The organism is Hungatella hathewayi WAL-18680 (assembly GCF_000235505.1).
Taxonomy (GTDB): Bacteria; Bacillota; Clostridia; order Lachnospirales; family Lachnospiraceae; genus Hungatella_A; species Hungatella_A hathewayi_A.
In genome coordinates, this window is the sequence record NZ_JH379029.1 from 402,098 (window position 1) to 415,417 (window position 13,320).

The following is a 13,320-nucleotide window of genomic DNA, read 5'->3' on the forward strand; positions in this document are numbered from 1 at the left end:
TTTTTGTTTACTAAACATTATAATTAGTTTAGTGAATTATTCGGGATGATAACGAAAAATAGTAGAGAAAAACATAATGGAGGGAAACTTATGAGAACCATAGCCGATTTACATATGCATACCAATGTAAGCCAGCACGCATACAGCACTCTGGACGAGATGGCGAGAGCCGCGAAGGAAGCCGGGCTTCTGGCCTTTGGAATCACGGACCACGGGCCGGAGATGATGGACGGGGCCATTGCCCACCATTTCCTGTGTTTAAAGGGACTGCCAAAAGAGATTCGCGGCATGCGTTTCTTCGCCGGGGCCGAGGTAAATCTCAAAGATTATTACGGGAGAGTGGATTTGCCGGAGTCGATTCTAAAAAACCTGGATTTTGTGATTGCCTCCTACCACGTCGAAGCGATTTCCCCTACCGATGTGAAATCCCACACGGAGGGCTGGCTGCACCTGCTGGACAATCCGCTGGTCGACTGCCTGGGCCATATCGGCAATCCGGTGTTCCAGTGTGATTATGAGGCCGTCGTGAAAAAATGCGCGCTCACCGGGAAACTGATTGAGATAAACTCAAACTCCTTTTCCGTCCGGCCCGGAAGTGACTCCAACTGCAGGCAGGTGGCCAAGCTCTGCCAGCAGTACCAGGTACCTGTCCTTGTCAGTTCCGACGCCCACTCCTGCTACTCCGTCGGAAACCACGGCGCGGCGCTGCAAATGCTGGAGGAACTGGAATTTCCGGAGGAATTGGTGATTAACAGCTCCATGGAACGGCTGGCCCATTACTTTTCCAATAAGGTGGTATGTTAAATAATATCTGCAAAAGCGCACAAAAATGGGCGTCCCGTATCTTATCCATACAGGACGCCCATTTGTTCTCAAAACATATTTAATTTTATATCTCTGTCACTTCTGATAGTAACGCCTTCTTTTCTGACAGTATCGCCTTCTTACAGCATCGCCTTCCCGCGGCAGTAAGTCTGAATCACCTCATAATTGTCATCCAGCACTACCATATCCGCGTCATAGCCAGCCACCAGTTTTCCCTTCCTGTCATCCACGCCCAGGCATCTGGCCGGGTTGATGGTACAGGAATTTAAGGCGGCGTCAAACGGCACCATAGCCTCCTCCACCAAAATCTTCAGTCCCCGGTTCATGTTCAGGGTGCTGCCGGCGATGGTGTTGGTTCCCTTTAAGTAGGCAAGGCCGCTCTCGCTGATTTCAATCGGATGGCCGCCCAACTCGTAGTTACCGCCTGGCGGGCAGTGTTTCGCGCGCAGGGAATCGCTGATCATAATGGTGAAGTCTTTCCCCTTGGCCTCGAAATAATTATTGAGCGCCGCCACATGAGAGTGACAGCCGTCACAGATAATCTCGCCGTAAATATCTCTCACACGGAACGCGGTCCCAACCAGTCCCGGGTTTCTGTGATGATATGGCGTCATACCGTTATACACGTGGGTCATAGAGGTTGCCCCGTTGGCAATCCCCAGCATGGCCTGCTCAAAGGTTGCGGAGGAATGGCCCATGCTGACCACAACACCGGTTTCCTTGCAGTGTTTGGTGAGGGCAAAGTCCCCGTCATGCTCCGGCGCCAGGGTGATATATTTGATTAATCCTTTCGCCGCCGTCTGATACATCTCAAACTGCTCCACCGTCGCCTGTGCAATGGCCTCCGGCGGCTGCGCCCCCTTGTAATCCATATCCAGGTACGGTCCCTCAAAGTGAATCCCCAGAATCTCAGCGCCCTCGTAACCTTCCTCCACAACCTTAGCCACGTTGGCCACAGCCTTGGAAAGCACGTCCGGCATCTGTGTCACCGTCGTCGGAAGAATTCCGGTCACGCCTTCCTCCGGAATCTTCGCCATCCAGTTCCGGAGCCCTTCGGGCTCCCCGTCATTGGTATCATATCCATAAGCGCCATGGGTATGTACATCAATAAACCCAGGCACAATTCTCTTGTCACCGTAATCTTCATCTGCGTTCTTCGTCCCATAAGGATAGACGGATGCGATTTTACCATCCACCACTTCCAGCTGAAGCGCCAGAAACTGACCCCCAAGCCAGACTTTCTCACTCTGTATTATCATAATGCTTCTCCTTTCCAGACGGCACACGCCTCCATGAACTGCCGCAATGCCTGTCTAGTCACAGTATACCCATTTCACAGAATAAATGCAAGGAAAAGCCATTGTGAATTATCTCCTACCCTTTAATTCCCGACGTGGCAATTCCTTCCACCAGATATTTTTGCAGAAACAAAAAGATCAGAACCGCCGGCAGGATGGAAAGCGCGGCCATGGCGAACATAGCGCCGTAATCGGAAGATGAACCCGGATCACTGAACAGCTTTAACGCCAGACTTACCGGATACTTCTCCGTGGAGTTGATATAGAGCAGGGAGCCAAGAAAATCATCCCATCTCCAAATGAAGGAGAAAATGCAGCCCGTAATCAGCGCCGGCTTCAACAGCGGGAGAATAATCCGCAAAAAAATCCCGTAATAGGAGCAGCCATCAATTTTTGCGGATTCATCCAGTTCCGTCGGGATTCCCTCAATGAAATTGGTCATCATATAGACGAAAAAGCCCTGCACTGCAAAGCAGTATGGTACGATAAGCGGCAGATAGGTATTCACCCAATGAAGCTTCTGATACCACAGATATTGTGGTATCATGAGCACCTGGGCCGGCAGCATCATGGAAGCAAGCATGGCCGCAAACAGGAACTTTTTTCCCGGAAATTTGCATCTCGCAAACCCAAAAGCCACAATAGCGGAGGAACAAAGCGTTCCAACCGTCGCCAGCACGGAGATGAACAGAGAGTTTTTAAAGAATACACTGAAACTTACCTTTGCAAATCCCTTCCAGCCGTTCACATAGTTTTCCAGTGTAAATGTCTCCGGAATCAAGTTTGTCGCCGTTGTAAATATGGTCGACGTCTCTTTAAAGGAACTCATCACCATCCAGACCAGCGGGTATATCATAATCAGACTGATTCCACCCACAATAACATGGTAGGCAACGGTTCCCAGTCTCCTTTTCGTATGCATTCCCATAATCACATACCTCCGTCATAAACCCAGAACCGTTTTGTCGCAAACAGAAACCAGGTAATCAATGCGATGATAATCAGCATCACCCAGGCCAGGGCCGCGCCATATCCCGTTGAGCCGAACTCAAAGGACTGCTGATACATATAAACCGTGTAAAACAGAGTGGAATTCATCGGCTTCCCCTGGGTAATAATCAGACACTGGGTAAAAGCCAGAAAACCATTAATCATCTGAATAATCAAGTTAAAGTGAATGTTGGGCGTCAGCAGCTTCAGCGTAATCTTCCAGAATTGCTGCCATCCGTTGGCGCCGTCCACTCTCGCCGCCTCGTAGAGACTGGTGGGAATCTGCTTCAATGCCGCCAGAAATATCAGCATGGAGGAGCCAAACTGCCAGACAGCCAGAATAATCAGCGTCCAGAGAGCCGTCTTCGTGCTGCCAAGCCACAGCACCTCCTTGTCAATGATGCCCATGGACAGAAGCAGTCCGTTTATCAACCCATTGGAGGCAAACAACCGTTTCCACAGGATTGCCACCGCTACCGAGCCGCCAATAATGGACGGCAGATAGTAAAGCGCCCGGTAAACCCCTGTCACCTTTGTGCTGCGAAACAGCATCAGAGCCACGACCAGGGCAAACACCAGCCTCAGCGGCACCGATATCAACGCAAATTTGAATGTTACTTTCAGCGTCTGGTAAAAAGTCTCATCCGCCAGCATCCGTTTTATATTCTTCCATCCGGTAAATCTGGCCGGCGATAAGATATCATAATCGCAAAATGCATAGTACAGCGAAATCGCCATAGGTACCAGCATAAACATAAGAAATCCTATGATAAATGGTGAGACACATATCAGACCTGCCATTTTTTCATTGTTCAGCCGCTGCCGCAATGTCAATCTATCCTTCATACTGCCTGTCTCCTCTATCTTTTATGGTAAATAATACAGAGCCTGCCCGTCGTAATGAAAGCCCCTTTTCTTTAACTCCTTCTCAAGCCACCCGCTTTGGTATAGTTCTTCCCTCAGCGTCCATTGTGCATGGAAGGCCTCCTGTGATATTTTATGTAAACTATTTTCATCGCCGAGAATATTCTGTAATTCCTCTATCTTTTTTCGTATTTCCGCATCGCTCTCCGCCTTCTCCGCCAAATTATTCATTTCTTCCCCATCGTCTTCCATGGAAAACAGCATTTTCCCGTATCCATCGTAATACATCAGTTTCCACTGGTCCTTCATCACGGCATAGGTGCCGGTAATTCTGCCATTGGCGTGGGACTCTGAGACGACGTACCGTCCCTCTCCATCAGATATTCCCCGCACCAGAGGAATCAGGGAGTCTCCGTGAAAGCGGTCCTGTTTTTCAAAACCCAGGAATTCATTGATTGTTGGAAATACATCCAGCAAGGATACCGGCGCCTTTACCCGCCTTCCTGTTTCCTGGGCCATCCGCCCATTTGCAGTACCAGCGCCAGGCAGCTTCACAATCATGGGAACGCGGATGGAGTCTTCGTACATGGTTGACTTTTCCCAGGCACCGTGCGCCCGCAGCATCTCCCCGTGGTCCGCGGAATAGATAATCAGTGTGTCCTGATACTGCCCAGTTTCTTTCAATGCCCGAATCACCGCGCCCACATTTTCATCGTGTTCCTCAACAATCGCGTGATAGGCGGCGTGGCAGTCTTTCAGATGTTCTTCATCGAGAATAAATCCGCAGGTATGGCGGCTTTGCTCCCGGTCTACGGGATTCAGCTCATACTCCGGCTGTCTGTATTTTGGCGACAGTTCTATCCGGTCTCTGTAATACCGGTACTTTTCCGGAAGCGGATGCCATGGGGAGTGGGGCTTACTAAAGTTGACATTTAATATCCACGGCCGGTCCTCCGGCATCTCCTCCCGGAACCACCGCCTCGTCTCCTCCACAATATTCTGCTCCAGATGCTCCCTTGTCTCCCGCAGAGAAACATCCCAGTTATTCACCATATGATACCTGGGCCTCAACAGAAGCGGTGCTTCCCGAAAAAGAGAGACCACATCGTAACTGGTCCTGTTGTCCGGTTCGTAAACGGAATCTACGCCGCAATCTGCCCCAGCCGTAAAGTCGAGTTTTCCGATGGTCGCCAGATGTACCCCCTTTTTCCTGAAATAATGGCCCCACCCGGGAATCTCATCCCCGTTGTAGGGAAAGCAATTATCCCAACAGCTATTCTCATGGACATATCTACCGCTGAACAGGCAGGCTCTGGCCGGAGCGCACATGGGACTTGGCGTGTACGCCCGTTCAAATACCGTCCCCTCCAGGGCCAGTTCATCCAGATTCGGCGTGCGGGTAATCCCACCATAGCAGCCGGTAAAACTGGCATTGTGCTGGTCCGCTAAGATAAATAATACATTCAACGTCTGCCTTCCTCCATCTTCCCGCATTTTTCCAGTATCTCCTGTTGCAGCTTCGGAATCTCCTGGTCTTCCTGTACGGTTTTCACCGCCCGGGCAGCCGCCTTGATCATAATATCCAATGCGGCCTTCCCTTTCTCTTCGGTTGCAAGAGAAGGAGTACCCGTTACGCCTTCCGCCCAGTCCGCATTAAAATAATAGCCTGTATAGATACCTTTCAACCCATCCATTCTGCCCATCCGGTGTATGGGCTCCTCAAATATCTGTCTGCTTAAATCCACACAGCCCGGCATAGCCGCCATGCAGACGCTCGTCTCCGTCTCACCGGCATGGCCATCCTTTGTCTCATAAATTTCATCCAGGGCCTGGTGTTCCTCCTCATTCAGAATCGAGTCGGTGTCCACGATATAAAGGCAGTAATTTCTCTTATAATCCAGCAGCGTTTTCTCCAAAAACTGCAGCCAGAAACGATTTCCCCCATGTCCGTTGATAATCATGATTTTCCGGAATCCGTTATAGGCAATCTGGTCCAGCAGCATCCGCAGGTGCGTCACCAGCATCTCGGCAGGAAAATTGACCGCGCCCCGGTGCATGGCCGCCTCATGAATCTGTCCAAAATAGTAGGTCGGAAATACCACCGCCGGCGTCAGCCTGGCAGCTTCCACAGCGATCTTTTCCGCAATTCCCGCATCGCAGCCGTATGGGATATGTTCTCCATGACGCTCCAGAGAGCCCACCGGCAGAATGCAAATCTGCCCCTCCTCCAATGCCTGGTTAAACTCGTATGGGAGCATATTTTTCCATTCCATAGTCTTCTCCTTTCTCTTTGTGATAAAAGCTGTCGGTCCAAAGGACCTCCAGCTTTCATCACCGCGCATCCCGCGCGCCTCTGTTCATTTACACTATTTTTTCACCCTTATTTTGCAAGGATTGCATTTCCCTGGTTATAAAACTCTGACGACGCTTCCGCTGAAGTCAGCTGGCCATACAATATCTTCTCCACCATGTCCTCCATCAGTGAGAATACCTCCGCAGCGCCGACCGGGGAACATGGACTCATTGTGGAAGAATTTGGTGTCACCACTTCATTGATAAACTTAATTTCTTTCTGACTTTCCTCCGGTAACAATGGCGCAATCGCGTCCGCCACATTTACCGGCGCCGGAACACCACGCTCCGCAAGGAGAACGTTGTTACAGTCAATGTCATTAATCAGATAATTCAGGACTTTTACGGCTTCCTCCTTATTGGAAGAACCGGAGGCTACTGAGAAGAACATACTCGGGTGCAGATAATTAGCCTTTTGAGGGTCCTTAGCCGGCCACGTGGAATATTCCAGTTCCATCCCTTCCGGCGCCGCCTGCTGCATAGCAGTCAGCTGGTTGGACCAGTAGCATGCACACCAAGACTGTGTTGATGGAGAAGAGAAGTAAACCAACGGGCACTGCTCGACAGAGTTGACCGTCAATTCCGCATAGATACCGGCATCCAGCATCCATCCCTCTTTATATCCTGTCTCATAGATATCAAAAAACGGCTGGAATGCATCTTCCCCAGGGACATCAAAGCCCCCATCCTTGAATATGTCCGAAAAGCCCTCACCTCTCATGATATACATGATACTTTCCACATTTCCGTAGCCAAAATCCGTCTTCACACCTGATTTCTCATAAATCTCCCGGCTGACGTCCATAAACTCTTCGATGGTCATATTATTTTTAATCTCAATCCCCAGCTCATCCGTAAGCGTTTTATTATAAATCAACGCCGGGACATTAACGCCGGAGCAAATGGCATACAGCTTTCCATCAACAGTGCCAGAATCCAGAATTTTCTTATCAATTTCCGAGACATCCAGAAGTCCCTGTTCTACGTAAGGAGTTAAATCCTCCAACAGTCCATTTTCTACATACTGCTTCAGATAGAAGCTGTAATTCATCTGAAGTACGTCCGGCAGTGAATTGCCTGCCGCAGCTGTGGCCAGCTTTGTCCAGTAATCTGAATACTCTGCCGGCTGTGAATCGAAGGTTACACCCGGATTTGACTCAGCGTACATATCCAGGACTTCCTGAGTTCTGTCGTTTCTCACCTGATTGCCCCACCAGCCAATGACCAGATTCCTGGCTCCCTCAGTGTTTCCTTTCGTATCATTGTTACCTGTCTGTGATGCACTTGTGGTCTGTGTCTGCCCTGTCTCTCCCTCCGGCGCTTTCGTTGTGTTTCCACTGCCGCATCCGGCGAGACCGCATACAAGCGCCGTTGTTAACACCAGTGCCATTGCTTTTTTCTTCATAACATTTACCTCCTGTTTTTTGTCCTACTGTGTTATTTGATGGGTTTATTATAGTGGACTGTCCCTCTAATTAAAATGGAAATAACCGGGTTCCCATGCAAAAAAACCGGGGTTCCGCCGGCCGCTTCTATTCATGGGATTCTTTTTTTGCTATAATGTAGCTGTCACTACATAACATCTTTGGAGATTCATTTATGACAAAATTACTCAAAAAAATACCAGCCCGCTCTTCGCTGGAAAAGAAACTGGTGCTCATTGTGAGCATCATTATTATCACAGTTATCAGCACATTCAGCCTGCTCAGTTTTCAGATTGTCAAGAGACGTTATGAGGCCATGCTTTACCGATCTATGGCCGCATCCTCGGCGCTGATTACCCATGAGCTTGTCAATAATCTAAATAATATGACACTGCTCTCCGATGTCCTGAGAGCTGACCCGACCATTCAGAAGCACTTAAATCTTATTTATAATAGCGGTGATTTCCGGACGGAAAAGTCTTATGATAACTTATATCTTACCCAGCAGACCTATTTTCAGCGATATAAAAAAAGCTATCTGGCCTACTCAGCCATCATCAACCGGGAATTTACTTCCTATACCTATGGATTCGGCTACACGAAGCTGTCCGACAACATGATTTCAGAAATTCAGGAGGCCGCCAGAGAAGGAAAAGGAGGCCCGGTCTGGTTTTCCAAATATGCGGGGGAAGATTATCTCTTCCTCGTCCGGCAAATCAAAAAAATTGAAAATCTGGATCTGGCAGATATCGGAACGCTTGCCATAGCCGTTGACATGGATGCCCTGCTGGAAGAAATCACAAGAGAAAGCAGCAGCTTTCAAAGGATTGACTGGATATTCTACAAAGACAATCAATTGATCTATTCCTCACCTGAGCTTGAGAGTCTCCAGTTAGAATCACTCCCCAGCCTCCCCAATCCCTACGGCCCTGTCACCCTAAACGGGAAACGGTATTTCGTGCTGAGCGGCCATCTGCCGGCTCTGGGCTGGAGTTATTTTCAGCTTACCCCATACGATGAGATTGCAGAGTCCCAGAAAGCGCTTCTGCAATCGTATTCTATCATATTCCTAATCAGTATTCTATTAACTATTTTTCTGATTCACTTTTCAATCAGAAGAATCACGGCGGATATCGGAGTACTGTTCCGGAAGATGCAGTATTTCCGCGGTGACAATGCGGACACCATCACCGAACCCTACGACTATACGGGACGGACCGACGAAATCGGGCTCCTCCACCAGTATTTTGACAGCATGGCAAAAGAAATCGAGACTCTGATTAACAACGATTACAAGCTGAAAATTGAAATGAAAAACATGCAGTTAAAGTCCCTGGAAGCCCAGATTAACCCACATTTTCTCTATAATACGCTGGAATCCATCAATTGGAGGGCAAAGGCGGCCGGGAATGTGGAGATATCCCAGATGGCGGAATCCCTGGGAACACTGCTTCGTTCCACACTGAGCAACAAGGAATCTCTTGTTCCGTTAAAGGAGGAGCTGGCGCTGGTTCAATGCTATCTGACGATTCAGAAAATCCGGTATGAGGAGCGGCTCATCTACTCCTTCCATATAGATGATTCTCTCCTGTCGCTGCCGATTCCTCCTCTGAGCATTCAGCCTTTGGCGGAAAATGCCATCAAGTATGGCCTGGAGGAAATGCTGGACGAATGCCATGTCTACATATCCGCCAAACGGACCCCCGAGAACCAGCTTCTGATTGAGGTGAAAAATAACGGCTCCGCTTTCGAAGATAATTTACTGGAAAAACTTCAGGCATCGGAGCGGGAAGCCCAGGGTCTTGGAATTGGTCTCATCAATATTAACCAGAGAATACGTCTGCTGTTCGGCCAGGAGTACGGTGTATTTCTTTCCAATGAAAATGATTTTGCCATTGCCGCCATGCTCATTCCAATTAACAGCGAAGGAGGTTCCTCATGCTAAAACTCATCATTGCGGATGACGAGCGTGTCATCCGCGAAACGATTTCTACGCTCATTGACTGGAAACAGTATGATATTCAACTGGCCGGATTGTGCAGCAATGGTCTGGAAGCCTACGATATGATTCTGGATGAATCTCCTGATATCGTCCTGACTGACATCAAGATGCCCGGGTTAAATGGACTGGAATTGATAAAAAAAGTATCGGAGTCCGCTTTAAATCCGCAGTTTATTATTCTGTCCGGTTACGGGGAATTTGAATACGCAAAAAAGGCCATGAAATACGGCGTCAAACATTATCTGTTGAAGCCGTGCAATGAGCTTCAGATTATAGAAAGTATCAAAGATGTGGCAAAGACCTGCTATCAAAACATGATATCGTCCTACACAAAAGAAAATACCTTTCAGACGGCTGACAGTATGTGCCACCATGTCATGTTCAGTATTATTAACGATACGGTTTACCAGAACCGGCCGTACCCGGAAACCTTTCAGACTTATGAGCCATATATGGATTTCTATTTTACGGCTTATCACCTGTTTTATGTTTATTTTCTGGAACCTGACAGCCTTGAGGAGTACATCCGGCGTTTACGGGAATACTGCGCCGACCGTTTTCCCATGGTGACCATACACGGCATTTACGTGACCAATACGCTGCTTCTGTTTTTTAAAGATTTTTCAGGCAGCTATCATGATTTTATTGTTTTTCTCTCCTCCATGCAGCCGGCGGGGCAGCGTGTCTCACTGGAAATCGAGCACACCGGCTACAAAAATCTAAGTGCACTGCTCTGCACGGCTCTGGACAAGGCCAGACGCTATGGCATGATTTATTACATCAACCAGCTTCAAATACTCTCTTGCTGTAACTACAATTACATGATGGCGGAGTCCGAGAAAATGTATCAAGCCGTCATGGAGGGAAATGCAGCGGCTCTGGACTCCCTCATTGAACTGCTGTGCGGAATCAATGACCTACGTTTTTTGAAGCAGCTCACCAGCAGTCTGCTGCTGAAAATCACCACAAGCGATTCGTCTCTGTCCACCGTACAACTGACCGAATCTCTCCTGGCTATCAATCAAATGGATGACTTACAGGAATTGAAACTGGAGATGGTCGGTTATCTGCGAAAACTCCTGGCAGACCACCCGTCCCAAAGCGAAGTCAGCTCCATGACCCGGCAGATACTGAGCTATGTGGATGAACATATTCAGAACCCCAATCTGACGCTGAAATACATCGCCGAGCAGTATCTGTTTATGAATACGGACTACGTCAGCAAAAAATTTCAAAAAGATACCGGTGTCCGCTTTTCTTCCTACTTGACCAGTGTCCGGCTTGAGAAAGCGAAGGAATTTCTGGCCTCCGGGGAAGCGGAAAAAATCGTGAACGTGGCCACCGCAGTAGGATGCGGCAATAACCCGCAATATTTTTCCAAATTATTTAAAAAGAATACGGGTATGACACCTAGCGCTTACGCGGCGATGATACATGGAAATAAAAATTGAAAAATTGAGGACATGAATGGAGGAATATAGTATGAACAATAACCAACTGCTGCCATACATCCATCTGGTCGTTGACCGGCTGATGAACTTAGGAGGCGCCGACTATGACAGCGACAAAGCAGCGTCCCCGGAGGACAAAAGCAAAGGGCTGATTGCCCGCGATTTCGGCATTGAGGAGTGGGACTGGCCCCAGGGAGTGGGACTGTATGGGTTGTTAAAACTTCAGAACTTTTATGGGGATGGGCGATATTTAGAATTTCTGAAAAACTGGTATGACAGCAATCTGAAGAAGGGACTGCCGTCACGCAACATCAATACCACCGCGCCTTATCTGACCCTGGCATATCTGCTGGACGTTCTGGATAACCCGGAATATGAAGAGTTGTGCATCCGCCAGGCCCGGTGGCTGATGACGGAAATGCCCCGCACACCGGAAGGCGGCTTTCAACATGTAACCAGCGCCATCGGTGACAGAAACGGCGTCATCTTAAATGACGGAGAACTGTGGATTGATACGCTGTTCATGGCCGTCCTGTTTCTGAACAAAATGGGTCAGCGCTGCGGAGAAAAGGAGTGGGTCAGCGAATCCATCCACCAGGTTTTGCTTCACATTAAATATCTGTACGAGAAGAAAAACGGCCTGTTTTACCATGGCTTCAGTTTTCCTCTGAACAGCAACTTTGGAGGTATCTTCTGGTGCCGGGGAAATTCCTGGTTTACCGTTGGCATTATGGACTACTTAGAGACCTTTCAGGGCAGTCTGGATGTGGGGCTCTCGGCATATTTAGTGGATACCTATAAGGCCCAGGTGCAGGCTTTAAAAGAACTTCAATCTCCCTCCGGACTCTGGCATACCGTTCTGACCGATCCGGCCAGCTATGAGGAGGTGTCCGGCTCCGCCGCCATTGCCGCTGGCATTCTGAAAGGGCTGAAGCTGGGGATTCTGGACGAAACCTATCGCCCCTGTGCTCAAAATGCCGTGGAAGCCATCTGCCGGAATATCGGCGAAGACGGCACCGTAAAAAATGTATCGGCAGGCACCGGTATGGGATATGACGCCCAGCACTACAAGGATATTGCCATTATGCCTATGGCCTACGGTCAATCCCTCGCCCTGCTGGCTCTCTGCGAGGCTTTAACCTAGCTGTTTTTCATTCTTTTTTTGTATTTCAGCGGCGTGTCATCCGTGTACTTTTTAAAGACCCGCTCAAAATAAGTGATGCTTTCAAAGCCCAGAATCTCCGCTATCTCCGTGATGGAATAGCCGCTGTGTATCAAAAGATTCTGGGCTTTTTTAATGCGGGCTACATTCATATACTCATTGACGGTGAAACCGGTCACCTCTCTGAATATCCGCGTCAGATAGGATTTACTGATATAAAAACGTTTTGCCAGCTCCTCCAGCCCTTCTTTTGTCTCCGGGCAGCTGAGGAGATAGTCGGCCACCTCATGGACTTTTTGATACTTTGCCGTCCGGGCTTTCTGGTTTTCCTTCACAAATGCCGTGCTTTTTTTATAACGTGAAAGAGTGATAAAAAGTTCTATCAGTTTTAAATAGACCATCTGCTCTCCGTATTTCTGCCGCTTATGAATCTCATCCTTCATCGTTAAAAGCAGGTTTTCGACCGTTTTACTGTCACCTTCCGTCAAGCTGATAATCTGGTCGCTCCGCTCATAGAATTCCTCAATGCTCAATAGCCCGTTGGCCCGGAGTACAGGATTGTAGACTTCGCTCCGCATCTGGAGAAGAATCCGGTTGTGGTAAGAACTGCCCGCCATGCTGGTCTTGTGAATCTGGTCCCGCTTAATCAAGACCACATCCCCGCTCTTCACGAGATAGGTCTCTTTGTCAATGAAATAGTACCGCTCTCCTTCTTTCAGAAAATAAAGCTCGTAGGTCTCATGAAAATGACGGGTCGTCATGGAATACTCAAAATCCCGTACAACCTGCTCCACCTCCAGTCCTTGGATTGCCTCCCGGAAAACAACACGCTCCATTTGCCTCTCCCCTTTTATCTGCTTTGTAGCCAAAAGTATGATTTTTTGAAAAATATGTGTGATTCTACGAGATTATAATACTATATTGTTGTAATATGTCAAGTAGAAGCAGTTAT

11 protein-coding genes are annotated in these 13,320 nt (G+C 48.5%); 4 read left to right on the plus strand and 7 right to left on the minus strand.

The genetic code is table 11. The features are described 5' to 3' along the window. Positions 1 to 90: 90 nt before the first annotated feature. Positions 91 to 804 carry a phosphatase gene (locus tag HMPREF9473_RS22640; protein ID WP_006782554.1) on the plus strand — a complete coding sequence of 238 codons (714 nt, stop codon included), beginning with the start codon at positions 91 to 93 and terminating at the stop codon, positions 802 to 804. 140 nt (positions 805 to 944) lie between these two features. Here HMPREF9473_RS22640 and nagA read toward each other — a convergent pair whose 3' ends face one another. The 6 genes from nagA to HMPREF9473_RS22670 all read right to left on the minus strand — a co-directional run bounded on the left by nagA (position 945) and on the right by HMPREF9473_RS22670 (position 7,734). Beyond that, positions 945 to 2,084 carry an N-acetylglucosamine-6-phosphate deacetylase gene (gene nagA, locus HMPREF9473_RS22645; RefSeq protein ID WP_006782555.1) on the minus strand — a complete coding sequence of 380 codons (1,140 nt, stop codon included), beginning with the start codon at positions 2,082 to 2,084 and terminating at the stop codon, positions 945 to 947. Between the two features lie 115 nt (positions 2,085 to 2,199). Then, positions 2,200 to 3,051 (minus strand): carbohydrate ABC transporter permease, encoded by an 852-nt coding sequence (locus HMPREF9473_RS22650; RefSeq protein WP_006782556.1) that lies wholly within the window; start codon positions 3,049 to 3,051, stop codon positions 2,200 to 2,202. A gap of 2 nt (positions 3,052 to 3,053) precedes the next feature. Next, positions 3,054 to 3,959: a carbohydrate ABC transporter permease gene (locus HMPREF9473_RS22655; RefSeq protein WP_006782557.1), complete on the minus strand. Its 906-nt coding sequence runs from the start codon at positions 3,957 to 3,959 to the stop codon at positions 3,054 to 3,056. Between the two features lie 21 nt (positions 3,960 to 3,980). After that, positions 3,981 to 5,471, minus strand: a complete 1,491-nt coding sequence (locus HMPREF9473_RS22660) for a sulfatase-like hydrolase/transferase (protein WP_006782558.1) — start codon at positions 5,469 to 5,471, stop codon at positions 3,981 to 3,983. Beyond that, complete coding sequence (locus HMPREF9473_RS22665) at positions 5,441 to 6,250, minus strand: creatininase family protein (protein ID WP_157140239.1); 810 nt, start codon at positions 6,248 to 6,250, stop codon at positions 5,441 to 5,443. Before HMPREF9473_RS22665 ends, HMPREF9473_RS22660 begins: the two co-directional genes overlap by 31 nt. 107 nt (positions 6,251 to 6,357) lie before the next feature. Next, positions 6,358 to 7,734, minus strand: a complete 1,377-nt coding sequence (locus tag HMPREF9473_RS22670; RefSeq protein ID WP_006782560.1) for an ABC transporter substrate-binding protein — start codon at positions 7,732 to 7,734, stop codon at positions 6,358 to 6,360. Between the two features lie 194 nt (positions 7,735 to 7,928). Between HMPREF9473_RS22670 and HMPREF9473_RS22675 the strand changes: the two genes are divergently transcribed. From HMPREF9473_RS22675 to HMPREF9473_RS22685, 3 genes are read left to right on the plus strand one after another with little or no spacing between them, the layout of a single operon-like run. Beyond that, positions 7,929 to 9,698 (plus strand): sensor histidine kinase, encoded by a 1,770-nt coding sequence (locus tag HMPREF9473_RS22675; RefSeq protein ID WP_006782561.1) that lies wholly within the window; start codon positions 7,929 to 7,931, stop codon positions 9,696 to 9,698. Continuing rightward, the gene (locus HMPREF9473_RS22680) at positions 9,692 to 11,206 is read left to right on the plus strand and encodes a response regulator transcription factor (RefSeq protein ID WP_006782562.1); all 1,515 of its coding nucleotides are present in this window, start codon (positions 9,692 to 9,694) and stop codon (positions 11,204 to 11,206) included. Before HMPREF9473_RS22675 ends, HMPREF9473_RS22680 begins: the two co-directional genes overlap by 7 nt. A 31-nt stretch (positions 11,207 to 11,237) precedes the next feature. Continuing rightward, positions 11,238 to 12,350 carry a glycoside hydrolase family 88/105 protein gene (locus tag HMPREF9473_RS22685; protein ID WP_006782563.1) on the plus strand — a complete coding sequence of 371 codons (1,113 nt, stop codon included), beginning with the start codon at positions 11,238 to 11,240 and terminating at the stop codon, positions 12,348 to 12,350. Here HMPREF9473_RS22685 and HMPREF9473_RS22690 read toward each other — a convergent pair. Continuing rightward, positions 12,347 to 13,204, minus strand: coding sequence for an AraC family transcriptional regulator (locus HMPREF9473_RS22690; RefSeq protein ID WP_006782564.1), 858 nt, complete (start codon positions 13,202 to 13,204; stop codon positions 12,347 to 12,349). The two genes, HMPREF9473_RS22685 and HMPREF9473_RS22690, sit on opposite strands and share 4 nt — an antisense overlap. Positions 13,205 to 13,320 lie beyond the last annotated feature (116 nt).